Source organism: Lentzea jiangxiensis, from assembly GCF_900104175.1.
Classification (GTDB): domain Bacteria; phylum Actinomycetota; class Actinomycetes; order Mycobacteriales; family Pseudonocardiaceae; genus Lentzea; species Lentzea jiangxiensis.
This window is the reverse complement of record NZ_FNIX01000010.1, coordinates 71253-95454: the sequence shown is the minus strand read 5'-3', so window position 1 is coordinate 95454 and position 24202 is coordinate 71253. Positions and strand designations below refer to the sequence as shown.

The following is a 24202-nucleotide window of genomic DNA, read 5'->3' as shown; positions in this document are numbered from 1 at the left end:
CGGACTTCCGCACCCTACCTTCGCGCTCATGGCGAAGATCGTTGTATTCGGGGCGTCCGGCCAGGCGGGACGCCGGATCACGCAGGTGGCGCGAGCCCGCGGCCACGAGGTGGCGGAGGTCGGCCGCACTCCGGGGGTGCAGGCCGCGGCGGAGGTGGCCGCCGCGCACGACGTGGCGGTGAGCGCGGTGGTGGACCTCTCCCGCGACCCGGCGGAGTTCTACGCGGAGGCGGCCCGCGCGCTGGTGGCCTCCGGCGCCGGCCGGATCATCGTGGTCGGCGTCTACCCGCTGCTGGAGACGGCGCCGGGCGTCCGCCTGGTCGACCGCCCGGACTTCCCGGACGAGCACCGGCCGTTCTGCCTGGGCCACGCGGCGGGCGTCGCGGTGCTCGCGGCCTCCGAGGCCGACTGGCTGGTGATGAGCCCCGTCGGCGACTTCGGCGGCACCCCGACGGGCACGTACCGGATCGGCTCGGTCGACCCGGCCGACGAACTGACCTACGAGGACTTCGCGCTGGCCGTCGTGGACGAGATCGACCGGCCCGCGCACCGCCGCACGCAGGTGGGCATCGCGTCGGCGTGAGCCGCACAACCGCGTCCGCGTGAGCCACACAACACAGACGGGGGTCCGGGGACCGCCCCGGCCGGGGTCTGGGGGGCTCGGCCCCCAGGAGAAATGCGAAAGGCCGACCCGGTCTGCGCTCTTCGCAGACACAGGTCGGCCTCGGCCGCGAGCGGGCGACGGGAATCGAACCCGCGTAGCTAGTTTGGAAGACTAGGGCTCTACCATTGAGCTACGCCCGCGTTGCCGCCCTTGTCGGGGCTGCGATCAATACCTTAGCGGGTGGCGGTAAGCTTGGTGCAACCGGGGCGTGGCGCAGTTTGGTAGCGCACCCGCTTTGGGAGCGGGGGGTCGCAGGTTCAAATCCTGTCGCCCCGACGGTTGCCGAAAACCCGCAGCGACTTCACCGCTGCGGGTTTTCGCATCTAGACCATGTCCTCGGCGAGGTAGCGGCTCGCCCACGCCGCCAGCACCCGTGCCACGTAGGTGGCGTCCGCGCGGTCGGTCAGCAGGTGGTCGCCTCCGTCCAGCGAGACGAACGACTTGGGGTGGCGGGCCGCGTCGAAGATCACCCTGGCGTTGTCGACGCCCACCGTGTCGTCCTGCGGGGAGTGCATCACGAGCAGTGCGCGGTCGAGGCCCGCGATGCACGCGGTCTGGTTCTGCTGCTTGATGTCGAGCAGGAAGTCGTTGCCGATCCGGAACGGGCGGCCGGCGAGCAGCACCTCGGCCACGCCGTCCGCCTCGATCTGCTCCCGCGACGAGCCGAGCAGGTGCTCCACGTGGGCGGTGTCGGCGGGGGCGCCGATCGTGGCGACCGCCCTGACCTCCGGGACCCGGTGCGCGGCGGCCAGGACGGCGGCGCCGCCGAGCGAGTGTCCGATGAGGACGCTCGGGGCGCCGATGGTGTCGCGCAGGTGGTCGGCGGCGCAGACGAGGTCGCCGACGTTGGACGTGAACGTCGTGTTCGCGAAGTCGCCGTCGGACTGGCCGAGGCCGGTGAAGTCGAAGCGCAGCACCGCGACGCCGTGGGAGGCGAGCTCGCGGGCGATGCGGGTCGCGGCCACCGAGTCCTTGCCGCAGGTGAAGCAGTGCGCGAACACGGCCGTCGCCGTGACGTCGCCGGCGGGCAGTTCGAGCCGGCCGGCCAGTGCCTGGCCGTGGGCGCCCGCGAAGACCGCTTTCCGGTTGTCCATGCCCTCTATGGTGCGTCACGTGCGCTACCAGTACCTCGACGCCCGGTTGCGGCAGGCCTTCGACGACGCCGGGCTCGACCGGGGGCAGCGGGCGTTCCTGCAGGGAGTGCTGCGCGCGCTCGACCCCGACGCGCACCTCGGGGAGCACGTGGCGGGGCTCAACAGCGCGTTCCTCGCCGTCACGCGGGCGAAGACCGCGCTGGAGAGCCACGCCACCGAAGACCAGCCGCGGTGGAACCTGCTGCGGCGCGTCATCACCAGCTCGCTGGCGTGCATGGACGCCGCCAGACCCGCGTACGCCCACGGCGGCGCGAAGGAGCTCGCCGCGGCGCGCAAGGTCCTCCTCGGGGTCGACGCCGCCATCGCGGCCGACGGGCAGAAGCTCGACCCGGTGGTCACGGCCGCGGCGGCGGCGAAGCTCGATCCGGGGGCGCTGGAGAAGGCCGTGCGGAGCTGGATCGCTCCACTGTGGAACGGTGTCGGGCTTTCGTCGCGCACCAGGATGACCGCCGAGATCGCGGTCGTCGTGGCGGTGCACGGCAGGGACGGCAGGGAGTTGCGGGCCGACCTGCTGCGGTGGCTCAAGAAGCCCGGCGACCTCGGCCACGTGCTGTGGCCGGAGCCGCGCCGGCACGTCGTGGCGTTCGTGGTGCGGGGTGCCCGCGTGCTGCGGCACCTCGACGAGCTGCTGCCGCAGGCGCGTCAGGAGCCGTTGCACCGCAACAGGTTGCCGAAGGACGACTTCCTCAAGGACGCGGTGGACGGGTCGTCGGTGCTGGTGCGGTTGCCGGTCGAGGCGGCGGACGTGCACACGGCCGCGCTGAAGGGGCGCCGGATCCTCAACGAGGTGCTCGACCAGTACGCGGCGGGGGAGCGGCTCACCGAGCTGACCATCGCACCGGTCTGGCAGGTCAGCGGGCCGGGCGGCCGCGTCACGCGCGGCACCGAGCACCGGCGGACCGTCAACAACGCCTACCCGCTCACCGCGTACTGGCCCGCCGAGCTGCGCAGCGCGATGCGGGTGGCGAACCTCGCGCGCCAGGTCGACGCGCCGATGGCCAGCGCAGGGCTCGCGTGGAGCGCGCTGGAGGCGACGGGGCTCGACCCGGGCAAGATCGCGTGGCTGGCGAAGGCGTGCGCGCTGCAGGTGTTGCGGCAGCACCTGGTCAGCCTGCACGTCGTGCTCACCAACCACGACACCGAACTGCGCAAGCCGCTCGACGCGCACGTGCCGACCACCGGGGTGAAGCACCACCTGAGGTCCGTGGACGCCTGGCTGGAGGTGCTGGTCGAGCACAACCGCCCGGACGAACGGCTCGCGGCCGCGCAGCAGGCCGTCACCGCGCTGGCGGAGAACGAGGGCGGGCTGGTCCACGACCTGGCGGGGCTGTGGCGCGACCGGCTCGCGGACTCGAAGGTCCTCGCGGCCTGGCTGCGCGAGCAGGAGGACACCGCCGCCGCGCTGCTGGAGTGGCTCTACGTCACCCGCAACCTCGCGTTCCACGCCGGGCGGTTCGCCTCCCCGGCCGACACGCTCACGGCCCACGCCGGCCAGGCCGTCGCGGACCTGACGCTCGAGTTCCTCGGCAACTGGCGGACCGTCGAACGGCGGCAGGGCCGGCAGGAGACCTCCGCCGTGGAGATCTACCGCCGGCTCGCGCAGCGGGAGGACCAGCTGGTGGCCCGGCTCAAGCGCGCGGGATCGGTGCGCAGGCTCAGCGTCGAGGACATCTCCGGTCCCGACGAGAAGTGGTGGTCGCGCGGCCGGAACTGAGGACGGAAGTTACGGCTTGGCCTTCGTGAGCCAGTCCTCGACGCGGTCCGGGTTCGCCTCGACCCACCTCTTCGCCGCCTCGTCGGGCGACATCTTGTACTTGGCGATGAACGACGCGACCGTGTCCTGCTCGTCGTTGCTCCACTGGAAGTTCTGGACCAGCCGTGCCGCGGGCCCGCCCTTCTCGACGAACTTCCTGGAGGCGATCTTGTCGAGCTCGTAGCGCGGGTAGTCGCAGGCGACCTCGGCCGGGTCCGCGTCGCAGCCCGCCGTGTACCCAGGCAGGTCGATCTTGACCAGTTCGATGTCGAGGTGCAGCCACTGCGGCTCGAAGAAGTAGCCGATCAGCGGGGTCTTCTTCTCCTCGGCCTGGCGGAACGCCTTGATGAGCGCCTGCTCGCTGCCGGCGTAGACGACCTTGTAGTCGAGGCCGAGGTTCTTGACCAGCGCCTCGTCGTTCGTCACGTACGAGGGGTCGCCGTCGAGCACCTGGCCCTTGCCGTCGGACTGCGGGGTCTTGAACTTGTCCGCGTACTTGTTGAGGTTCTGCCAGTTCGTGATGTCCGGGAACTCCTTCTTCATCCACGGCGGCACGTACCAGCCGATCACGCCCTTGTTGCCGGACGGGCCGACCCGCACGGCGGTGCGCTTCTCCTCGACGTACTTCTGCTTCAGGTCCTCGTGGCCCCAGTTCTCGAGGATGACGTCGATCTCGCCGGAGTCGAGGCCCTGCCAGGCGGTCTGCTCGTCGACCTCCTTCTTCGTGACCTTGCAACCCAGCCGCGTCTCGGCGAGGTGCGCGATCACGGCCGCGTTCGCCTCGTAGCCGACCCACGGGTTGACCGCGATGGTGAGGGAGTCGCAGGGCTCGGTCGGTGCGGCCGGACTGGAGCGGGGTGACGCCGTCGATCCGCTGCCACAACCGGCAATCGTCACCACGAACGTCATTGCCAGAACAATTCTGGGGGCTTGCACGAACAGCTCCTCGTCGGGGGGAACGAGCGGTTCAGGAGACCGGTGAGTTCAGCTTTTCCTCATCGATCAGACGGAGTCAAGTCATAGGATGATTGGTTGTCCAAAAAGGAGTGGATTCGTTTCGGGCCTTGACCGTACCCGTGCGAAAGGTCAATGCTGTCGCGCATCGAGAAACGGTGTGCGCAGTCCGCAACAGGTCGGAGTGGTTTGGCGTGGATCCCGTGATTTCGGTCAGGGACCTGTGGAAGGTGTTCGGCCCCAAGGCGTCGCAAGTGGTGGGTTCGGACGAGCTCAGGGCGTTGTCGCGATCGGAGTTGATGGACCGGACGGGGTCCGTCGCGGCCGTGCGGGGAGTGGACTTCGAGGTCGCTCCGGGTGAGATGTTCGTGGTCATGGGGCTGTCCGGGTCGGGCAAGTCCACTTTGGTCCGCTGCCTCACGAGACTCGTGGAACCGACCGCGGGCGCGATCACGTTCGAGGGCGAGAACATTCTCAAGGTGGACGCCAAGCGTTTGCGCGAACTGCGCAGGAACAAGTTCTCCATGGTGTTCCAGCACTTCGGACTGCTCCCGCACCGCACCGTCGCCGACAACGTCGGTTACGGTCTGGAAATCCGCGGGGTACCGCGCGCGAAACGCGGGGAGCGCTCCCGGGAAGTGATCGACCTGGTCGGGCTCACCGGGTACGAGAAGTCGTATCCGGATCAACTCTCCGGCGGTATGCAGCAACGCGTCGGCCTTGCGCGCGCACTCGCGGGCGATCCCGATGTTTTGTTCTTCGATGAACCTTTCTCGGCGCTCGACCCGCTGATCCGGCGCGACATGCAGTCCGAGGTCATCAGGCTGCACCGCGAGGTCGGCAAGACGATGGTCTTCATCACCCACGACCTGAGCGAGGCGCTCAAGCTCGGCGACCGCATCCTGATCATGCGCGACGGCAAGGTCGTGCAGATCGGCACCGGCGACGAGCTGGTCGGCGCTCCCGCGGACGACTACGTGCGCGACTTCGTGCGGGACGTGCCGCGCCCGGACGTGCTGACGCTCAAGTGGATCATGCGTCCGCCGCGCCCCGGCGACGACCTGGACGGACCGGAGCTCGCGCCGGAGACCGTGGTGCGCGAGGCCGTTCGCGGCGTGCTCGGCACCGGCAAGCCGGTGAAGGTCGTGCGCGACGGCGAACTGCTCGGGGTCGTGGCCGACGAGGAGATCCTCGGGGTCGTGGCCGGGGAGGCGTGATGGTCGCCGTCGCCGCTCCCGGACAACCCCCTCGGCTGCTGCAGCACAAGAAGGCGCTCGTACTCGGCGGGATCGTGCTCGCCTGGGTCGTGCTGTGGGTGGCGCTGCGCAACGTCGGCACGCTGCCGCTCGGCGCCTCCGAGCTGACCCCGCTGCACCGGTGGATCAACGACGTCAACGACGCCGTCGGCGCGTCCAGGAACTCCAGCCCCGTCTTCCTGTACTTCTTCAACGAGATCCGGCTCGTCATCGACGAGTTCGTGACGTTCGTCCAGGCGTTGATCGCGCAGCCGTCGTTCGGCCGGCCGGTGCCGGTGGTCGGCTGGCTCGGCGTGGTCGCGATCGCGGGCTTCGTCAGCCTCGCGGCCGCTGGCTGGCGGATCGCGCTGCTCGCCGTGGCGGGCTTCGTGTTCCTCGGCCTGCAGGGGTTGTGGCAGGAGAGCATGGACACGCTGTCGCTGACGCTGTCGGCGGTCGTGATCTCGTTGCTCTTCGGCATCCCGCTGGGGATCTGGGCGGGACTGTCCGACCGGGCCCACCGGGTCACGACGCCGGTGCTCGACTTCATGCAGACGATGCCGACCTTCGTCTACCTGGCGCCGTTGACGCTGTTCTTCCTGATCGGACCGGCCTCGGCGACGATCGCGACGCTGATCTACGCGGCGCCGCCCGCGATCCGGCTCACCGCGCACGCCATCCGCTCGGTACCGCGCACCACCGTCGAGGCGTCGGAGTCCCTGGGGGCGACGCGGAAGCAGACGCTGGTGAAGGTGCTGTTGCCGTCCGCGCGCAAGACCATCGTGCTCGGCGTCAACCAGACGATCATGGCCGCGCTGTCGATGGTCACGATCGCCGCGCTGATCGACGCACCCGGTCTCGGCAAGACGGTCGTGAAGGCGTTGCAGACGCTCGACGTCGGCACGGCGTTCAACGCGGGCCTCGCGATCGTGGTGCTGGCGATCGTGCTGGACCGCGTGACGACCGCCGCCACCGAGCGCCGCGGGCTCCCGCGCTGGGCGTTGTTCGGCGGGCTCGGCGTCACGGGCGTCTGCGTGTACCTCTCCCACACCTACCTCTGGGCGGCGGAGTTCCGGACGGACGTGGAGATCGGCAGCTCGATCACCCGGGGCGCGACCGCCGTGACGGAGTGGGCGCAGGACTCGCTACCGGTGCTCACGTACGGCTTCAAGGACTTCGTGACGTTCGCGCTGATCAACCCGTTGCAGGCGTTGCTCGCCGAGTCACCGTGGTTCCTCGTGGCGCTCGTGGTCGTGGCGCTGTCGTTCCTGGTCGGCGGCCTGAGGCCCGCGATCGTCTCCGCCGTGTGCCTCGGCCTGCTCGTCGCGACGGGGCTGTGGCAGGACGCGATGATCACGCTGGCGTCCACGCTGGTCGCCACGATCATGGTGATGGTCCTGGGCGTCGTCGTCGGTGTCTGGACGGGGCGCAGCAGGCGCGCGGACCGGGTCGTCCGGCCCGTCCTCGACGCCGCGCAGGTCATGCCGGCGTTCGTCTACCTGGTGCCGTTCCTGGCGTTGTTCTCCGCCTCGCGCTTCACGGCGATCATCGCGGCCGTGGTGTTCGCGGCCCCGGTCGCGATCAAGATCATCGCCGACGGCGTCCGCGCCGTGTCGCCCGCGGCGGTCGAGGCGTCCACGGCGCTGGGGTCGAGCTCGTGGCAGACGATCGCGAAGGTCCAGCTGCCCATGGCGCGCGGGGCGCTGACCCTCGCCGCCAACCAGGGACTGGTCTACGTGCTCTCGATGGTCGTCGTCGGCGGACTCGTCGGCGCCGGCGCGCTCGGCTACGACGTGGTGGCCGGGTTCTCGCAGGGCCAGTTGTACGGCAAGGGGCTCGCGGCCGGTGTCGCGATCGTCGTGCTGGGCGTGATGCTCGACCGCCTCACCCGGGCGGCCGCCCGGCGGTGGACCAACTAGGAGGTCTGGGAAGTGGCTAGGCACAGCGTGCTGGGAGCGGTGCTGGTGGGAGCACTCGCTTTGGCTGGTTGTGGTGGCGCCAAGGTCGGTGACACCTCGTCGGGTGCGACCGGCGACTGCGGCACGTTCAACCTCGCGATCAATCCGTGGGTCGGTTACGAGGCGAACGCCGCCGTGCTCGCTCACGTGGCCGAAAAGGAGCTGGGCTGCAAGGTCACGAAGAAGGAGCTCAAGGAAGAGGTGGCCTGGCAGGGCTTCGGCACCGGCGAGGTCGACGCCGTCGTCGAGAACTGGGGCCACGACGACCTGCGCAAGAAGTACATCGACGAGCAGAAGACCGCCGTCAGCGCGGGCTCCACCGGCGTGAAGGGGCAGATCGGCTGGTACGTGCCGCCGTGGCTCGCCAAGGAGCACCCCGACATCCTCGACTGGAACAACCTCAACAAGTATGCGGACAGGTTCAAGACGTCCGAGTCCGGTGACAAGGGCCAGCTGCTCGACGGCGACCCGTCGTTCGTGACCAACGACGAGGCCCTGGTGAAGAACCTGAACCTCGATTACAAGGTCGTCTACGGCGGCAGCGAGACCGCGCTGATCCAGGCCTTCCGCCAAGCGGAGAAGGACAAGAAGTGGGTCATCGGCTACTTCTACTCGCCGCAGTGGCTGCTCAACGAGATCAAGCTCGAGAAGGTCAAGCTGCCCGAGTACAAGCCCGGCTGTGACGCCGACGCCGAGAAGGTCGCCTGCGACTACCCGGACTACGACCTCGACAAGATCGTGTCCAAGAAGTTCGCCGACGGAGGCGGCCCGGCCTTCCAGCTGGTCAAGAACTTCCAGTGGACCAACGAGGACCAGAACACCGTGGCGAAGTACATCGCCGAGGACAAGATGAAGCCCGAGGACGCCGCCGGGAAGTGGGCGGACGCCAACGCCGACAAGATCAAGGCGTGGCTGCCGGCCAAGGCCTAGAAGCGCTCCGGCCGTGGGGGTGGTTCCCGTTCCTGGACGAGAGGAACAGGGCCACCCCCACGGCCACCCCCGGCATCACGCAGCCTGTGGTCCGGCGGGAACCTCAGGCTCGTGGCGGTGTGTCATGCGGTGCCACCACGACCGCGGCTTGCCACCGTTGCGGTAGTACTCCCGCGCACGGCGTGCGTCCTCGCGCAGCGCCTCCTGCCGGTAGTCCATCTCCGCCTTGATCGCCTCGGGCGTCCATTCCATCCGGCTCACTCCTCAGTTCGTTCTCCGACGAGGATGAGAGTGCTCCTGAGGGGTGAACCCCCACATCGGACGATCACCCACGCTCGCGCCGCAGAACCCCTTACGTCGCACTCCCGGAGCCGGTTCAGCGGATCCCGGCGACCGGGGTAAGGGGTCACGATCGACGGCATGACCGCCGCCCACCTGCGGAGTTCTCCAACCCCGCCACCGAGGTCCACTACGACGAACAGAGCACCTGGCACGTGTTCAGCCTCGCCGACGTGCAGCGGTGCTGTCCGACGAGGAGCCGCGCGCCGACCGGGACCCGTCGCGCCAAGTCGACCCGGATCATGTCGTTCGGGCACGGATCGCACCGGCGCACGCTCGTGCGGCGGGAGTGGATGCTCGACGACCCCGAGACAGCCACGTTCCGCTTCGACGAGGGCGCCGCCCCGTCCGGCCTACCGCTGCATCGCCGTCACGTCGGCGGCCCACCTCCACGGTTCGGCGGTGCCCCCGGGCAGCGAGTTGAAGTACTCCCACCCGGCCACGCCACCGAAGTCGGAGTACTTGGTCTTCAACGACGTCACGGTGTTCCTGAGCGTCGCCGTGCTCACGTGGCCCGACCCGCCGTTCGCCGGGTTGGTGAGCGTGCCGAGCACGACCTTGTTCGCCGGGATCAGCCGCCGGTTGATGATCTGGTCGTAGTGCGCCGTGCTGCCCGCGTTGCCCCAGCCGTTGTAGAACTGGCCGTTGAACCACGCGATCTTCGAGCCGTGGCTGCGGTACAGCTCCTCGTAGTCGAAGCCCGACAGGTTGCCGCCGCCCCGCAGCGCGCTCGCCACCGGGGAGAGCGTGACGAGGAAGCCCGCGCCGAAGTCCGCCTTCAGCTGGTCGATCACCCGCCGGATGCCCGCGAGCGACATCCGCTCCTCGACGTCGAGATCGACGCCGTTGAGCCTGTACGTGCGGATCGTGTCGCGCAGCAACGGGTAGTACTCGGCGAACCGCGTGTCGAGCCGCTGGAACGAGCCGGGCGCCGCGCCGCCGACCATGCCGATCACGTTGACGCCGCGGGCCTGCATCGCGGCGAGGTCCTGCCACATCTGCGCGTACCGCGGGTGCGACGGCGGGTGGTCGTTGAGGTGGACGATCCTGTTGTCGTTGAGGTGGATGGCGGCCACCAGCACGTCCGTCACGCCGGTGTTGCGGTCGACCAGGGGCTTGGGCGAGACGTAGGTCCCGGTCGCGCCGTTGCTGTACTGGGTCTGGTAGTAGACGACGGTTCGCTTCTGGGTGGCGGCCTGGGCCGGTGGCGCGGCCAGCGCCACCAGCAGCAGGGCGAGGAACAGCTTCTTCATCAGCACCTCGTGAATCGCAGGGTGATCACTTGGAAGGGGCGCAGCACCACCTCGGCCGACGCGTCGGCCAGCGGCCGTTCGAGCAGGTCGGTCTCCTGGATCCGCTGGTGGGGGAAGGAGGTGCTGATCGAGGCGCGCGCACGACCGCCGTGCGCCTCGTAGAGCCGGACGACGACGTCGCCCGACCGGTCGTCGGCCAGCTTCACGGCCTCGACCCTGACCGCGGGGTTGTCCGTGCGCACCAGGGGGTGCGGTGCCGCGGAGCCGCGGACGGACCGCGGCGGCAGGTTGATGCGGTAGCCGGCGTCGATGGCCGCCGGCAGGTCGCCGACCACCAGGGCGTAGCGGAAGCGGTGCTCGCCCTGGTCGGTTTCCGGGTCGGGGAAACGGGGTGCGCGCAGCAGGGACAGGCGCACGGTCGTCGTGGTGCCGCCGTCCTCACGGGTGGTGCGGGTGACCTCGTGGCCGTAGGTCGAGTCGTTGACCACCGCGACGCCGTAGCCGGGTTCGCCGACGTGCAGGAAGCGGTGGGCGCAGATCTCGAACTTCGCCGCCTCCCACGAGGTGTTGGTGTGCACCGGGCGGTGCAGGTGGCCGAACTGGGTCTCGGCCGTGGAGACCTCGGCACGCAGGTCGAGCGGGAACGCGATCTTAAGCAGCTTCTCGCGCTCCTGCCAGTCGACCTCGGTGGTGAAGTCGACCTGCTTCGCGCCCTCGCGCAGGCGGATTGTCTGGGTGAGCACCGAGTCGCCGAACTCCGCCCGCACGACCACGCCGTCGGAGGTGTCGACGCGCTCGGACGGGATCAGGTCGGCCTTCCAGTTGCGGTAGAAGGGGTCGATGTCCCAGGCGTCCCACTGGTTCGGGTTGTCGCGGTGCAGCTGCGGCATGCCGGCGAACCCGTGCGGCGGCAGCACCTCGCGGCCCTCTTCGAGGTCCAGGACCGAGAGCACGATGCCGTCGGCGTCGATCGTGACGCGCAGCCGGCCGTTGTCGAGCACGCCGTCCGCCGGTGCCACGAACGGCCGTGGGGCGTCGCCGCCGAGCACGTCGAACGTCAGCTCGTCGTCGCCCTCGCCCTTCAGCGCGTCGACGGCCCTGGCGGTCAGCGCCTCGAGCTCGGACGCCACGCGGGCGTAGGTGGCTTCGGCCTCGCGGTGCACCCAGGCGATCGAGCTGCCGGGCAGGATGTCGTGGAACTGGTGCAGCAGCACGGTCTTCCACAGCCGGTCGAGGTCGTCGTACGGGTACTCGGCACCCGCGAGGGCGGCGGCCGTCGACCAGTGCTCGGCCTCCCGCAGCAGGTGTTCGCTGCGCCGGTTGCCCTGCTTGGTCTTGGCCTGGGTGGTGTAGGTGGCGCGGTGCTTCTCCAGGTACAGCTCGCCCGCCCACACCGGCGCGTCCGGGTACTCGTCCTGTGCCGCCTGGAAGAAGTCGCGGGGCGGTTCGACGCGCACGGTCGGGGAGCCTTCGAGGTTCGCGACGCGGTGCGCGGTCTCCATCATCTCGCGGGTGGGGCCGCCACCGCCGTCGCCGTAGCCGAACGGCACCAGCGACCGCGAGGCCTTGGCGTGCTCGGCGAACTGCCTCGACGCGCGCGCCAGCTCCTCGCCGGACAGCGACGAGTTGTAGGTGTCGACGGGCGGGAAGTGCGTGAAGATCCGCGTGCCGTCGATGCCCTCCCACCAGAACGTGTGGTGCGGGAACCTGTTGACCTGGTTCCACGACAGCTTCTGGGTGAGGAACCACCGCGAGCCGCTCAGCTTGATCAGCTGCGGGAGCGCGGCGCTGTAGCCGAACGAGTCCGGCAGCCACACCTCCTCGGTCTCGACGCCGAAGCTGTCGAGGAAGAAGCGCTTGCCGTGCACGAGCTGGCGCGCCATCGCCTCGCCGCCGGGCATGTTCGTGTCGGACTCGACCCACATGCCGCCGACGGGCACGAACTGCCCACCGCGGACCTTCTCGCGGACGCGGTCCCACACGTGCGGGTGGTGTTCCTTCATCCACGCGTACTGCTGGGCCTGCGAGCAGGCGAAGTAGAAGTCCGGGTAGTCGTCCATCAGCTTCGTGACGTTCGAGAACGTGCGGGCGCACTTGCGGACGGTCTCGCGCAACGGCCACAGCCACGCGGAGTCGATGTGCGCGTGACCGATCGCGGAGACCTTGTGCGCCGAGGCGTTCGCCGGCAGCGCGAGGACACCGGCCAGCTCCGCGCGGGCGAGGTCGGCGGTGGCGGCGACCTCGTTGAGGTCGAGCACGTCCATCGCCCGGTCCAGCGCGTGCAGGACCTTGTGCCGGCGCGGGTCGTGGCCGGGCAGTTCCCCCATCAGCGACTGCAGCACCTCGATGTCGAGCATCAGGTGCCACACCTGCGGCCGGAACACCGCGAGCTCGGCCCTGAGGATCTTGTACAGCGGCTCGGTGCCCGCCGTCCGCTTGTCGCCCAGCGGGGTGGGCAGGAACGGGTGGAAGTCGAGGATCGTCGGGTTGCCGGCGGCTTCCAGGTAGAACAGCACCTCGCGGCCGTCGACGGGCAGGTGGGTGTTGCGGGGCTCGATGCCCTTCACGGGCACGCCGTCGGCGGTGTACGCGAGGCCCTCGGACTGGAAACCGGGGCCGGGGTGGGTGAAGCCGAGGTCCAGCACGACCTCGACCTGCTCGCCCCGCCAGGACTCCGGGACGGTGCCGGTGAGGCGGAACCAGCTCGTGCTCCAGGGCGCGCCCCACGCGTCGCCGACGCTCGCGGGTTCGTACTGCGCGGCCAGGGCTTCGGCGACCGGCACCGGCTCGTCCGGCACGGTCCACACGGCGAGCTCCAGCGGCGCGGTCTCGCCGTAGACGGCCGGGCGGATGCGTTCCTTCAGCGTGCGGTTGAGGCGTTCTTCCAGCAGTGCGCGTTCGTCGTGCATGTCGTCTACCCCAGCTCGATCGAGGCCCGCACACCCGTGCGCGCAAGGGCCATCCACTCTTCGAAGAAGGCGCCACCGGGGCCCCACGAGGGCCGGTCGCCGTGCAGCGTGATGGGCGTGCGCTCGGCCGGCGCGGGCGGCGTCGTCCGAGCGATCCGGGCGACCACCTCGCCGAGCGGCTTGACCTCGCGTTCAGTGGTCATCAGCCCCAACTCGTACTCGCGTTCGGGGAAGTCCACCAGCGCACGGTCGACGTCGAACGAGCACCACCACGTGATGCCCCAGAGGTTGGCGCAGGTGAGCACGTTCTCAAGGGTTTGCTCGGCGAAGTCGGGCGCCTGCTCGGCGCTGATCTCGGGCTGGGCGGCCCCCACCTCCTGCAGCCACACCAGCCGCCGCGGGTCCTTCGCGTGGGCCTTCGCGAGCTCAACGAGGTACTCGGCGTGGTGGACGCTCTCCGGCGACATCGGGCCGTAGCGCTGTGCGGTGCCGTTGAAGACCCACGAGTGCACGGTCGTCATCGCGCCCTTGTTCGCCGCGTGCTCCGGTAGGAACGAATGTTCGCTCTCGTACCAGACGGCGTCGTACTCGGAGTGCACGTGCGGCTGGTGCGGCGCCGCTTCCGCGCACTCGGCGAGCAAGGTGTCGATCCACTCGGCGGCCTGCTCGGGCGTGCACGGGTTGGACTCGGTGAGCAGGTCGACCTCGTTGCCGAGGGTGAAGCCGAGGAAGTTCGGCCGTTCCCCCAGCTCCTCGGCGAGCGTGCGGATGTAGAGCTTCTGCCCGCTGATCACGTCGGGGTTGGTGAAGATGTTGGCGCGGTGCCAGGTCTGCACCCACGACGGGTAGAAGTCGAAGCTCGACAGGTGCCCCTGCAGCACGTCGACCTGCACGTCCAGGCCGAACTCGTGCGCCGAGTCGAGCACGTGCCCGAGCTGCTCGACCGCCTTCGGCCGGACGAGACCGCGGTTGGGCTGGAACACCGGCCACAGCGGGAACACCCGCACGTGGTCGAGTCCCAGCCCGGCGATAGCCTCGAAGTCGGCTTTGACGTCGTCCAGCGAGAAGTCGAGCCAGTGGTGGAACCAGCCTGTGGACGGGGTGTAGTTCACGCCGAAACGCAAGATGGGGCTCCTCGGGGTTCATCCCTTGATCGCGCCTTCTCCCACTCCGCGGAAGAAGTGCTTCTGCAGCAACAGGAACAGCAGGATCAGCGGGAGGACGGCGATGATCGTGCCCGCCGCCACCAGCCGCTGGTTCTGCACGAACGTGCCCTGGAGGTACGCCAGACCGATGGTGAGCGTGTACTTCTCCTGGTCGCTCAGCACGACGAGCGGCCACAGGAAGTCGTCCCAGCTGAACATGAACGAGAACAGCGCCACCACGACCAGCGTGCCCTTCACCGACGGCAGCGCGAGGCGGGTGAAGCGTTGCCACGCGTTGGCGCCGTCGATGATCGCGGCTTCCTCGACTTCGGCGGGGAGCGCGAGGAAGGCGTTGCGCAGCAACAGGACGTTGAGCGCGGCGATCGCGCCGGGCAGCACGACCGCGGACAGGGTGTCGGTGAGGCCGAGCCCGCGCATCACCAGGAACAGCGAGATGAGGATCGCCTCGAACGGCACCAGGATGCTGCCGGCGAAGATCACCGCGGCGAGCCTGCGGCCCTGGAACTTCAACCGTGCCAACGCGTAGCCGGCCATCGCCGCGCCGAGGCAGTTCGTGGTGACGTTGACGCTCGCCACGCCCAGCGAGTTGAGCGCGAACGTCCAGACCGGCACCACGTCGGCCACGGCCGCGTAGTTGCCGGAGGTCGGGTCGTCCGGGATGAGGTCGGGCAGGAAGACGTCCTCGTTCGGGCCCTTGATGCTGGTCGCGAACTGCCACAGGAACGGTCCGATGCTGATCGCGAGGACAGCGAGGAGCGCGCTGTACCGGAGTGCGAGCTTCACAGCTGCTCCTCCCTGCGGTTGAGCTTGAGGGTGACCAGCAGCAGCCCCAGCAGGACCACGAACAGCACGAGGCTCAGCGCGGACGCGTACCCGACCTCACCGGTGAGGCCGCGGCCGACGGACTGGATGAGCAGCACCATCGTGGTGCTCGCCCCGCCGGGCCCGCCGGTGCCGCCGGACAGCAGGTAGATCTCGGAGAACACCCGGAACCCGTTGACCGCGCTCAACGCCGCGACGAGCACCATGGTCGGCCGCAGCGCGGGCACGGTGACCGACCAGAACCGCCTGACCGGCCCCGCGCCGTCGACCATCGCGGCCTCGTGCAGGTCCTTCGGCACGTTCGCGAGCGCGGCCAGGTAGATCACCATGTAGTACCCCAGGCCGCGCCACACCGTGACGACCATCGAGCTGACCAGCAGCAGCGTCGAGTCGGTCAAGAACCCGATCCTGGTCCCGCCCAGGGCCTCCACGACGTTGTTCACCAGGCCGCGGCTGTCCAGCAGCCACGTCCAGATGAGCCCCACGACGACCGCGGACGCGATCACCGGCGTGAAGAACGCCGTGCGGAAGACCCCGATGCCCGGCACGGCTTTCTGCGCGAGCAGCGCGACCAGCAACGGCAGCAGCACCAGCGGCGGCACCACGCCGGCCATGTAGAGCGCGCTGTTGCGGGCCGCCACCCAGAACTTCGGGTCCTCCGCCATCCGCACGAAGTTGTCCACGCCGGTGAACCGGCCACCGCCCAGCGCGCTCGCGTCGGTGAACGCGAGCACGACCATGTTCACGAACGGGAAGATCGTGAACATCAGGCAGATGGCCAGTCCCGGAGCCAGGAACAGCCACGGCGTGTAGGGCCGGTGCGTCACTTGAGCAGCCTGTTGCACTCGTTCACGGCGTCGTCCAACGCCTGCTTCGCGGACTTCTTGCCGAGCATGGCGTCCGCGAGCTGCTGCAGCAGCGCCTCGCGCATCTGGTCGCTGAACTGCACCGGCGTGTAGTTCACCGCCGTCTTGAGCTGCTTGGCCGCCGCGACCCGCACGCGGGCCTCGTCGGTGCCGTCCTCCGTGGTGAAGTACGGGTCGTCGCCGCCCTTGCTCGTGGACGGGAAGATCGACGCGAGCTTCGCGAACCCGACCTGGTTCTCGGCGTTGGTGACGAACCGGCCGAACGCCAGCGCCGTCGCCTGGTTCCTGCTGCTCTTCGGCACGCTGACGCCGTGCAGGAACATGTTGGCGCTGCCGGTGTTCGTGATGGGCGTGGTGATGCCGATGTTCGCGTACAGGCTCGGCGCGTCGGTCTTGAACTTGCCCAGGTCGTACGCGCTGCCGGGGTTGAGCGCCGTCTGCTGCGCCATGAACTTCGTGCCGGCGCCCGTGTAGTTCTGCGTGAGCGCCTCGGGGATCAACGCGCCCGCGTCGTACAGCCGCTTGTAGAGCTCGACGAGTTCGACGCCCTTGGGCTCGTTGAAGGTGAATTCGTCCGTGTCGAACAGCTTCACGCCGTAGAGCCCGAAGTCGGCGATGCTCGGGGTCTGGCCGAGCATGGCGATCTTCTTCTCGGCGAGTTCCAGAGCTTGCTTCTCGAGCTCCTCGAAGTTCGTCGGCGGCTTGTCCGGGTCCAGGCCGGCCTGCCGGAACAGGGCCTTGTTGTAGAAGACCGGTCCGGTGTTGAGGTACCAGGGGAAGCCGTAGCAGCCGCCCTTGCCGGGGATCTCGAACGCCTGCCAGGCGTTCGCGAGGTACTCCGGCTTGGCGTCCTCCAGGGTCTCGTCGAGGTCGACGAGCTGGCCCGCCCTGGCGAGCGGGAAGCTGAGGTCCGGCGGCACGTTGACGACGTCGGGCAGGCTGCCCGCGCTCGCGTCCGCCATGACCTTCGCCAGGTACCCGTCCGCGGGCTGGTCGACCCACTTCACCGCGGTGCCCTGGTGCTTCTTCTGGAACGCGTCGATGACACCGTTGACGTAGTCGGTGTACTTGGGCTTGAGGGACCAGGTCTGGAACGTGATCTCGCCCGTGACCTGCCCAGTCGCCGATGAGCCCGTGCTGGGCGTGCCGGACAGTCCACAGCCCGCCACGGGCACCGCCGCCAGGCCCGCGAGGAACGTGCGCCTCTTCATTGACACCCACCTCCTTGCTCGCGGACCCTAGCTAAACCGGTTTATCTCCGGCTAGCCTCCGACCGTCTTGTTGTCTTGTTCCGGACAGGTGCGATGCGGTGAACGTGGTGAAGAGACCGACGATCAAGGACATCGCTGCGGGGGCCGGGGTGTCCAAAGGTGCTGTCTCGCTGGCGCTGAACGGCCGCGCCGGCGTCTCGGAGGCGACCCGCTCCCGCGTGCTGGAGGTGGCGTCGTCCCTGGGGTACCGGCCGTCCGTGACGGCCCGGGCGCTGTCCTCGGCCTCCGCCGACGCCGTGGGGCTGGTGCTGGTGCGCCCGCCCCGCGCGCTGGGGGACGAGGCGTTCTTCTTCCAGCTGATCGCCGGGATCCAGTCCGAGATGTCGTCGGCGTTGCTGCTGCAGGTGGTGTCGTCGAGGGAGGACGAGATCTCGCTGTACCGGCGCTGGTGGGCCGAGCACCGGGTCGACGGGGTGTTCCTGGTCGACCTGCTGGTGTCGGATCCGCGGGTCGAGCTGATGTCGTCGCTAGGGTTGCCGGCCGTCGTGGTGGGCGGCGCCGGGCACCACGGCGAGCTCGCTTCGGTGTGGGCCGACGACTACGCGGCGATGACCTCCGTGGTGGAGCACCTGAAGACGTCGGGGCATCGGCGGATCGCCCGCGTGACGGGGTTGCCCTCGTTGTTGCACACCGTTCGGCGGGACGCCGCGTTCGCCGCGTCCTGTGAGGACGGCGTGGTGGTGGCCGGCGACTACACGGCCGAGGCCGGGGCTTCTGCCACACGGTCGTTGTTGGCGCTGGAGTCTCCGCCTACCGCGATCGTGTACGACAACGACGTCATGGCTGTGGCCGGGGCTTCCGCGGCTGCTTCCCTGGGCGTCGCCGTGCCGTCCGAGCTGTCGGTCGTGGCCTGGGACGACTCGGTCCTGTGCCAGCAGCTGGGGCTGACCGCGCTCTCCCGGGACACGTTCGCGTTCGGGGCTCGGGCGGCTCGGGCGCTGGTCTCGGTGATCGGGGGTGCGTCGCCCACCGACGAGGAGGACGTGTTGCCCGAGCTGGTGGTTCGGGGGAGCACCGGGCGCGCGCCTGTCGCGTAGGTGGTGCGGTTCGGGTGGGGTGACGGGACCACCCCACCGAACCTCGCGTTGAGGGCAGCTCGCCCTCGCGACGGTGCGGGTGCGGTGGTCAGGTCAGCGAGGCGACCTGGTCGCTCACCACCTGCGCCGCCGCCGACACCAGGGCCGTCACCGCCGGGTTCGTCGAGTTGTCCTGGCGCCAGCCGAACTGCGTGTAGACGCGGAAGGCCGGGGACCAGGGCAGCCGGACCAGCCTGCCTTCGGCGAGCTCCGAGGAGACGGTGACCTCCGGCATGAGGGCGATGCCGAGGCCCGAGGCGACCGCTCGTTTGGCGGCGTCCACCGAGTCGAGTTCCAGGACGGGGGCGCGGGTGTCGTCGTAGCCGAGGGAGTGTTCGAAGAGCTCGTGGTAGGAGGCGCCGTTCTCCGCGCGGATCAGGGTGCTGCTCGTCAGGTCGCCCTCGGTGAGGCTCTGGCGCTGGGTGAGCACGTGGTTCGGGCCCGCGACCATCACGAGGGGCTCGGGGCACAGGACCGTTGTTTCGAGACCCTCGCGCGGTTCTATCGCTCCGATGAAGAAGGCGCAGTCGAGTTGGCCGTCGCGCACCGAGTTCAGGTTGTTCAGGGCGTTGCGCGAGTGCAGCGAGAGTTGAACCGACGGGTAGCGCCAGCACATGTATTCGATCAGCGGTAGCAGACGGTAGTCGGTCAGGCTCTGAGCGGAACCGATGACGAGTTTGCCGTGCGGCTCACCGTTCATCGTTATGGCTTTTCGGGCTTTTTCGGTGAGGTTGATGATGTTTCGCGCGAACGGGAGCAGTTCGACGCCCGCCGACGTCATCTGGATACCTCGGGGGAGGCGCCGGAAAAGCACGACGCCGAGGCCTTCCTCCAGTGCCTTGATGCGGGTGGTGATGGTCGGCTGCGAGCAGTTGAGCGTGGCAGCGGCCTTGGTGAAGCTCCCTGTCTGAACCACGGTCGTGAACGCGAGAAGCTGGCGTGTCTCCATCAGGCGGATCCTCGGGCTAAAACGGTGCGACGACTTTTTCTCGTTTGTTCCCGTGGTCCTGTTACGGATGGTGCGGGAGCAGCAACGCTACCTGTCCGCCGAGGCTGCGTGATTGGTGCTTATGGAGTCATCTCGATCTACCCCGGAAAGGCTGTCTCCGCCGAACGAGTGAAATTGTGGTGACCGTTTTTACGCGTTGTAGCGGGCTGACTTCCTTCTGTGAAGACTTTCGCGAGGCGAACAAAAGGGGCGGAGGGGTGCGGTGCTGCGGACCAACGGGAGACCGCTTGGACGCGCGCCGGCGGGCGGTGGTTCCTGGCGGTGTGAACCGGCCCGCGGGGACCACCGCGTCGCGCCGGCCCGTCTGTCTCGTGGAGCCTCCCGCCACGCGCGCTGGAGCACGGGACGAGACGCCCGTGCGCGATGCGCGCCGGAGCCTCCGGAGCGCTGTCACGTCGCTGTCCCGTCGCTGGAGCGGGGTGGCGGCGATCACAGCGCGGGTCTCGCCTAGACTCGCTGGGAATCCGGGCGTCCCCAGTGGCGGTACCGGCTGTCTTGCACGTTCTTGTTCGTATCGAGGAGTCCACGTTGAAGAGCACCGTCGAGCACCTGAGCCCGACGAGGGTCCGGATCAACGTCGAGGTGCCGTTCGACGAGCTCAAGTCGAACTTCGACCAGGCGTACCGGAAGCTCGCGAAGCAGGTCCGCATCCCCGGTTTCCGCCCGGGCAAGGCCCCTGCCAAGGTCCTGGAGAACCGCATCGGCCGCGCTCCGGTGCTGGACGAGGTCATCCAGGAGGCCATCCCGGCCAAGTACCTGGAGGCGGTCAACGCCGGTGAGGTGCGCACGCTCGGTCGCCCGGACTTCGAGGTCACCAAGATCGAGGACGGCCAGACGCTCGAGTTCACCGCCGAGGTCGACGTCCGCCCCGAGATCACCGTGCCCGCGTTCGGCGAGCTCGCCGTGACCGTCGACGAGCAGGAGGTCACCGACGAGGACGTGACCACCCAGCTCGACGAGCTCCGCGCTCGCTTCGGCACGCTGACCGGCGTCTCCCGCCCGGTGCAGACCGGCGACTTCGTGATCGTCGACCTGTCCGCGACCGTCGACGGCGAAGAGGTCGAGGAGGCCCGCACCAGCGGCCTGTCCTACGAGGTCGGCTCCGGCCAGCTCGTCGAGGGCATCGACGAGGCGCTCCTCGGCGCCTCCGAGGGCGAGACCAAGACCTTCACCACCACGCTCGTCGCCGGTGAGCACGAGGGCCGCGAGGCCGAGGTCACCGTCGTGCTGAGCACCGTCAAGGAGCGCCAGCTCCCCGAGCTCGACGACGAGTTCGCGCAGCTCGCCAGCGAGTTCGACACGCTCGACGAGCTCAAGGCCGACCTGCAGACCCGCCTGGGCCGCGTCAAGAAGATGCAGCAGGGCGTGCAGGCGCGCGACAAGGTCCTCGAGGCGCTGCTGGAGACCACCGAGGTCCCGCTGCCCGAGGGCATCGTCCAGGGCGAGATCGACGCGCGCAAGCACGACGCCGTGCACGCCTTCGACCACGACGACGAGAAGTTCGCCGCGTGGCTGACCGAGCAGGGTCAGACGGAGGAGGAGTTCGACGCCGAGCTGCGCAAGGCCGCCGAGCAGGCCGTCAAGACGCAGCTGGTGCTCGACTCGATCGCCGACGCCGAGCAGGTCACGGTGTCCGACGGCGAGCTGACCGAGCGGATCATCTACCAGGCCCAGCGCTTCGGCATCAGCCCGGACGAGTACGTCAAGCGCGCGCAGCAGTCCGGCCAGCTCGGCGCGATCTTCGCCGACGTCCGCCGGGGCAAGGCGCTCGCGGGCGTCGTGCGCCAGGCCGAGGTGTCCGACACGAGCGGCGCCAAGCTGGACCTCGACGAGCTCTTCGGCGAGACCAAGTCCGATGAGGACGGCCAGGAGTAGCGACCGGGTCGCTCGCCCTTCCCCGCGAGCGGGCGAGCTCCGGAAATACAGCTCATAGCGAACGCGGGCGGTGTCGGGCATCTGACGCCGCCCGCCTTCGTTAAGGTCGATCGCAGAGAGATTTTCGCTTCCAGATTCGTTCCACCTGGAGTTAGGCAGGCAGACGTGACGCAGCACTCCTTCCCGACCCCCGAGATGCGGTCGGCCACCGCCGGGATGAACCTCAACGACTCGGTGTACGAGCGGCTGCTCCGCGAGCGGATCATCGTCCTGGGATCGCAGGTCGAAGAGGGCATCGCCAACCAGATCACCGCTCAGCTGCTGCTTCTCGCCGCTGAGGACCCCGAGAAGGACATCACGCTCTACATCAACTCGCCGGGTGGCTCCGTCACGGCGGGCATGGCCATCTACGACACGATGCAGCTCATCCAGCCGGACGTGGCCACGTACGCGATGGGCCTCGCGGCCTCGATGGGGCAGTTCCTGCTCTCCGCGGGCTCGCCCGGCAAGCGCCACGCGCTCCCGCACGCCCGCATCCTCATGCACCAGCCGTCGGCCGGTGTCGGCGGTACGGCCGCGGACATCGCGATCCAGGCGGACATGCTGACGCGCACCAAGCGCGAGATGGCCGAGCTCATCGCCGAGCACACCGGGCAGTCGGTGGAGACCATCACCCGTGACTCCGACCGCGACCGCTGGTTCACGGCGCAGGAAGCGCTCGAGTACGGCTTCGTCGACAAGGTCGTCACCCGGGCCCAGCCCGTCGGCGACTCGAACAACTGACGTCAGCTAGGAGACCTCAAGTGAGCCAGTTCCACATGCCTCAGTCGCGGTACGTGCTGCCGTCGTTCGTCGAGCGCACCAGCTACGGCATGAAGGAGTCGAACCCGTACAACAAGCTGTTCGAGGAGCGCATCATCTTCCTCGGCGTGCAGGTTGACGACGCTTCGGCCAACGACGTCATGGCGCAGCTGCTGGTTCTCGAGTCCGAGGACCCGGACCGCGACATCCTGATGTACATCAACTCGCCGGGTGGCTCGTTCACCTCGCTGATGGCCATCTACGACACCATGCAGTTCGTCCGCCCGGACATCCAGACGTACTGCCTCGGCCAGGCCGCCTCGGCCGCCGCGGTGCTGCTGGCCGCCGGCACCCCCGGCAAGCGCCACGCGCTGCCGAACGCGCGAATCCTGATCCACCAGCCCTCCATGGAGGGCGCGTACGGTCAGGTGTCCGACCTGGAGATCCAGTCGAACGAGATCCAGCGCGTGCGCCGCCTGATGGAGACCACCCTCGCGCGGCACACGAACCGGACGGCAGAGGAGGTCCGCGAGAGCATCGAGCGCGACCGCATCCTCACGGCCGACGAGGCCAGGGAGTACGGCATCGTCGACTCGGTGCTGCCCTACCGCAAGCTGTCCGCCAAGTCCTGACACGCGTGGTTCCCGAGGGCTGGGAAGGTCCGGCCCTCGGGAGAACGCGAACCGACACGCCCGGGAAGACCAGGTGTCTGGCCTGATCGGCGTGTCGGGGGGACGCTGGTCCTCCCCTGAAACGGGGTGGGCCAGGTACCGTCAGTGCAACGGGCTCAGCACCCACAGCCAGTGGGACTGCCACAGCAAGTCAGCAGGCGCACTACAGCAGGTGTGCGCCGGAGGGGACATAGGTCAGCGGTCATGGCGCGTATCGGTGACGGCGGCGACTTGCTGAAGTGCTCTTTCTGCGGAAAGAGCCAGAAGCAGGTGAAGAAACTCATCGCCGGCCCCGGCGTCTACATCTGCGATGAGTGCATCGATCTCTGCAACGAGATCATCGAGGAGGAGCTGGCCGAAGCCGGCGACGTGAAGCTCGACGAGCTGCCGAAGCCCGCCGAGATCCACGAGTTCCTCGACCAGTACGTCATCGGCCAGTCCGAGGCGAAGCGGACCCTCTCGGTCGCTGTCTACAACCACTACAAGCGCATCCAGGCGGGCGACCGCGGGCGCGAGGGTCGTGACGACGGTGTCGAGCTGGCGAAGTCGAACATCCTGATGCTCGGCCCGACGGGGTGCGGCAAGACCTACCTCGCGCAGACGCTCGCGAAGATGCTGAACGTGCCGTTCGCCATCGCCGACGCGACGGCGCTGACGGAGGCCGGGTACGTCGGTGAGGACGTCGAGAACATCCTCCTGAAGCTCATCCAGGCCGCCGACTACGACGTCAAGCGCGCCGAGACGGGCATCATCTACATCGACGAGGTCGACAAGATCGCTCGGAAGAGTGAAAACCCGTCGATCACGCGCGACGTCTCCGGCGAGGGCGTGCAGCAGGCTCTGCTGAAGATCCTGGAAGGCACCACCGCATCGGTGCCCCCGCAGGGCGGCCGCAAGCACCCGCACCAGGAGTTCATCCAGATCGACACGACGAACGTGCTGTTCATCGTGGCCGGTGCGTTCGCTGGTCTGGAGAAGATCATCCAGGACCGGGTCGGCAAGCGCGGCCTGGGCTTCGGCGCCGAGGTCCGTTCCAAGGCCGAGGTGGACGCGGCGGACTACTTCGCCGACTCCATGCCGGAGGACCTGATCAAGTTCGGCCTGATCCCCGAGTTCATCGGGCGTCTGCCGATGGTCGCCTCCGTCACGAACCTCGACAAGCCGTCGCTGGTGATGATCCTCACCGAGCCGAAGAACGCCCTGGTGAAGCAGTACCAGAAGCTCTTCGAGATGGACGGCGTCGAGCTCGAGTTCACCAAGACCGCGCTCGAAGCGGTCGCCGACCAGGCGATCCTGCGCGGTACCGGTGCCCGAGGCCTGCGCGCGATCATGGAGGAGGTCCTGCTCCCGGTGATGTACGACATCCCGAGCCGCACGGACGTCGCCAAGGTCGTCATCACCGAGCAGACGGTGAAGGAGAACGTGAACCCGACGATCGTCGCCCGGCAGCCTTCGCGCCGCGAACGGCGGGAGAAGTCGGCTTAGGTTCCACGCTC

Annotated in this window: 20 protein-coding genes and 2 tRNA genes; 11 read left to right on the top strand and 11 right to left on the bottom strand. The window is 68.8% G+C overall.

Features of this window, described 5'->3' with window-relative positions:
- Nucleotides 1-28 precede the first annotated feature (28 nt).
- On the top strand, nucleotides 29-583 hold the full coding sequence (locus BLQ91_RS24440; protein WP_143022791.1) for an NAD(P)-dependent oxidoreductase: 555 nt from the start codon (nucleotides 29-31) through the stop codon (nucleotides 581-583).
- Nucleotides 584-733: 150 nt separating this feature from the next.
- On the opposite strand, the gene BLQ91_RS24435 is transcribed toward BLQ91_RS24440, so the two are convergent.
- Nucleotides 734-804: transfer RNA gene (locus BLQ91_RS24435), tRNA-Gly, on the bottom strand.
- A 62-nt stretch (nucleotides 805-866) separates the two neighbouring features.
- Here BLQ91_RS24435 and BLQ91_RS24430 point away from each other — a divergent pair.
- A tRNA-Pro gene (locus BLQ91_RS24430) sits at nucleotides 867-940 on the top strand.
- A 47-nt stretch (nucleotides 941-987) separates the two neighbouring features.
- Here BLQ91_RS24430 and BLQ91_RS24425 read toward each other — a convergent pair.
- Nucleotides 988-1758, bottom strand: coding sequence for an alpha/beta hydrolase family protein (locus BLQ91_RS24425; RefSeq protein WP_090100170.1), 771 nt, complete (start codon nucleotides 1756-1758; stop codon nucleotides 988-990).
- Nucleotides 1759-1777: 19 nt separating this feature from the next.
- Here BLQ91_RS24425 and BLQ91_RS24420 point away from each other — a divergent pair, with 19 nt between their 5' ends.
- Nucleotides 1778-3532 (top strand): hypothetical protein, encoded by a 1755-nt coding sequence (locus tag BLQ91_RS24420; RefSeq protein WP_143022790.1) that lies wholly within the window; start codon nucleotides 1778-1780, stop codon nucleotides 3530-3532.
- Nucleotides 3533-3541: 9 nt separating this feature from the next.
- Here the strand turns inward: BLQ91_RS24420 and BLQ91_RS24415 are convergent, their stop codons facing one another.
- The gene (locus tag BLQ91_RS24415; protein WP_090100166.1) at nucleotides 3542-4480 is read right to left on the bottom strand and encodes an ABC transporter substrate-binding protein; all 939 of its coding nucleotides are present in this window, start codon (nucleotides 4478-4480) and stop codon (nucleotides 3542-3544) included.
- A gap of 248 nt (nucleotides 4481-4728) precedes the next feature.
- Between BLQ91_RS24415 and BLQ91_RS24410 the strand changes: the two genes are divergently transcribed.
- The 3 genes from BLQ91_RS24410 to BLQ91_RS24400 are packed head-to-tail and all read left to right on the top strand — an operon-like array spanning nucleotide 4729 to nucleotide 8648.
- Nucleotides 4729-5742, top strand: coding sequence for a quaternary amine ABC transporter ATP-binding protein (locus BLQ91_RS24410; protein WP_218130396.1), 1014 nt, complete (start codon nucleotides 4729-4731; stop codon nucleotides 5740-5742).
- A complete protein-coding gene (locus tag BLQ91_RS24405) occupies nucleotides 5742-7679 on the top strand; it encodes an ABC transporter permease (protein WP_090100162.1) in 1938 nt (645 codons plus the stop codon). The genes BLQ91_RS24410 and BLQ91_RS24405 overlap by 1 nt, the downstream gene beginning before the upstream one ends.
- Nucleotides 7680-7691: 12 nt before the next feature.
- A complete protein-coding gene (locus BLQ91_RS24400) occupies nucleotides 7692-8648 on the top strand; it encodes an ABC transporter substrate-binding protein (RefSeq protein WP_218130395.1) in 957 nt (318 codons plus the stop codon).
- A gap of 75 nt (nucleotides 8649-8723) precedes the next feature.
- On the opposite strand, the gene BLQ91_RS41595 is transcribed toward BLQ91_RS24400, so the two are convergent.
- From BLQ91_RS41595 to BLQ91_RS24370, 7 genes are all read right to left on the bottom strand, one after another.
- A complete protein-coding gene (locus tag BLQ91_RS41595) occupies nucleotides 8724-8900 on the bottom strand; it encodes a hypothetical protein (RefSeq protein WP_176959936.1) in 177 nt (58 codons plus the stop codon).
- A gap of 440 nt (nucleotides 8901-9340) precedes the next feature.
- Nucleotides 9341-10240, bottom strand: coding sequence for a glycoside hydrolase family 18 protein (locus BLQ91_RS24395; RefSeq protein WP_090100346.1), 900 nt, complete (start codon nucleotides 10238-10240; stop codon nucleotides 9341-9343).
- Nucleotides 10240-13149 carry an alpha-mannosidase gene (locus BLQ91_RS24390; RefSeq protein WP_090100160.1) on the bottom strand — a complete coding sequence of 970 codons (2910 nt, stop codon included), beginning with the start codon at nucleotides 13147-13149 and terminating at the stop codon, nucleotides 10240-10242. The genes BLQ91_RS24395 and BLQ91_RS24390 overlap by 1 nt, the downstream gene beginning before the upstream one ends.
- A 5-nt stretch (nucleotides 13150-13154) precedes the next feature.
- Nucleotides 13155-14273: a glycoside hydrolase 5 family protein gene (locus BLQ91_RS24385; RefSeq protein WP_143022789.1), complete on the bottom strand. Its 1119-nt coding sequence runs from the start codon at nucleotides 14271-14273 to the stop codon at nucleotides 13155-13157.
- A gap of 18 nt (nucleotides 14274-14291) precedes the next feature.
- Nucleotides 14292-15098 carry a carbohydrate ABC transporter permease gene (locus tag BLQ91_RS24380; RefSeq protein WP_090100156.1) on the bottom strand — a complete coding sequence of 269 codons (807 nt, stop codon included), beginning with the start codon at nucleotides 15096-15098 and terminating at the stop codon, nucleotides 14292-14294.
- Entirely contained in the window at nucleotides 15095-15964 is an 870-nt protein-coding gene (locus BLQ91_RS24375) for a carbohydrate ABC transporter permease (RefSeq protein ID WP_218130394.1), read from the bottom strand. The genes BLQ91_RS24380 and BLQ91_RS24375 overlap by 4 nt, the downstream gene beginning before the upstream one ends.
- Nucleotides 15961-17214 carry an ABC transporter substrate-binding protein gene (locus BLQ91_RS24370; protein ID WP_090100154.1) on the bottom strand — a complete coding sequence of 418 codons (1254 nt, stop codon included), beginning with the start codon at nucleotides 17212-17214 and terminating at the stop codon, nucleotides 15961-15963. Before BLQ91_RS24370 ends, BLQ91_RS24375 begins: the two co-directional genes overlap by 4 nt.
- Nucleotides 17215-17321: 107 nt before the next feature.
- Between BLQ91_RS24370 and BLQ91_RS24365 the strand changes: the two genes are divergently transcribed.
- The gene (locus BLQ91_RS24365; RefSeq protein WP_090100342.1) at nucleotides 17322-18311 is read left to right on the top strand and encodes a LacI family DNA-binding transcriptional regulator; all 990 of its coding nucleotides are present in this window, start codon (nucleotides 17322-17324) and stop codon (nucleotides 18309-18311) included.
- A gap of 88 nt (nucleotides 18312-18399) precedes the next feature.
- Here the strand turns inward: BLQ91_RS24365 and BLQ91_RS24360 are convergent, their stop codons facing one another.
- Nucleotides 18400-19299 (bottom strand): LysR family transcriptional regulator, encoded by a 900-nt coding sequence (locus tag BLQ91_RS24360; protein ID WP_090100152.1) that lies wholly within the window; start codon nucleotides 19297-19299, stop codon nucleotides 18400-18402.
- A 588-nt stretch (nucleotides 19300-19887) separates the two neighbouring features.
- On the opposite strand from BLQ91_RS24360, the gene tig reads away from it, so the two are divergent.
- The 4 genes from tig to clpX all read left to right on the top strand — a co-directional run bounded on the left by tig (nucleotide 19888) and on the right by clpX (nucleotide 24191).
- Nucleotides 19888-21234 (top strand): trigger factor, encoded by a 1347-nt coding sequence (gene tig / locus BLQ91_RS24355; protein ID WP_090100151.1) that lies wholly within the window; start codon nucleotides 19888-19890, stop codon nucleotides 21232-21234.
- A 195-nt stretch (nucleotides 21235-21429) separates the two neighbouring features.
- Nucleotides 21430-22017 carry an ATP-dependent Clp protease proteolytic subunit gene (locus BLQ91_RS24350; protein WP_090100340.1) on the top strand — a complete coding sequence of 196 codons (588 nt, stop codon included), beginning with the start codon at nucleotides 21430-21432 and terminating at the stop codon, nucleotides 22015-22017.
- Nucleotides 22018-22052: 35 nt separating this feature from the next.
- Nucleotides 22053-22667 (top strand): ATP-dependent Clp protease proteolytic subunit, encoded by a 615-nt coding sequence (locus tag BLQ91_RS24345; protein WP_090100337.1) that lies wholly within the window; start codon nucleotides 22053-22055, stop codon nucleotides 22665-22667.
- A gap of 243 nt (nucleotides 22668-22910) precedes the next feature.
- A complete protein-coding gene (clpX, locus tag BLQ91_RS24340; protein ID WP_090100149.1) occupies nucleotides 22911-24191 on the top strand; it encodes an ATP-dependent Clp protease ATP-binding subunit ClpX in 1281 nt (426 codons plus the stop codon).
- The last annotated feature ends 11 nt before the right edge of the window (nucleotides 24192-24202 follow it).

Bases quoted from the DNA above. Each gene is read 5' to 3' on its own strand.
- BLQ91_RS24405 (WP_090100162.1), top strand. From the start codon at position 5,742: ATGGTCGCCGTCGCCGCTCCCGGACAACCCCCTCGGCTGCTGCAGCAC.
- BLQ91_RS24440 (WP_143022791.1), top strand. From the start codon at position 29: ATGGCGAAGATCGTTGTATTCGGGGCGTCCGGCCAGGCGGGACGCCGG.
- BLQ91_RS41595 (WP_176959936.1), bottom strand. From the start codon at position 8,900: ATGGAATGGACGCCCGAGGCGATCAAGGCGGAGATGGACTACCGGCAG.
- BLQ91_RS24360 (WP_090100152.1), bottom strand. From the start codon at position 19,299: ATGGAGACACGCCAGCTTCTCGCGTTCACGACCGTGGTTCAGACAGGG.
- BLQ91_RS24415 (WP_090100166.1), bottom strand. From the start codon at position 4,480: ATGACGTTCGTGGTGACGATTGCCGGTTGTGGCAGCGGATCGACGGCG.
- BLQ91_RS24350 (WP_090100340.1), top strand. From the start codon at position 21,430: ATGCGGTCGGCCACCGCCGGGATGAACCTCAACGACTCGGTGTACGAG.
- clpX (WP_090100149.1), top strand. From the start codon at position 22,911: ATGGCGCGTATCGGTGACGGCGGCGACTTGCTGAAGTGCTCTTTCTGC.
- BLQ91_RS24425 (WP_090100170.1), bottom strand. From the start codon at position 1,758: ATGGACAACCGGAAAGCGGTCTTCGCGGGCGCCCACGGCCAGGCACTG.
- BLQ91_RS24395 (WP_090100346.1), bottom strand. From the start codon at position 10,240: ATGAAGAAGCTGTTCCTCGCCCTGCTGCTGGTGGCGCTGGCCGCGCCA.
- BLQ91_RS24390 (WP_090100160.1), bottom strand. From the start codon at position 13,149: ATGCACGACGAACGCGCACTGCTGGAAGAACGCCTCAACCGCACGCTG.
- BLQ91_RS24345 (WP_090100337.1), top strand. From the start codon at position 22,053: ATGCCTCAGTCGCGGTACGTGCTGCCGTCGTTCGTCGAGCGCACCAGC.
- BLQ91_RS24370 (WP_090100154.1), bottom strand. From the start codon at position 17,214: ATGAAGAGGCGCACGTTCCTCGCGGGCCTGGCGGCGGTGCCCGTGGCG.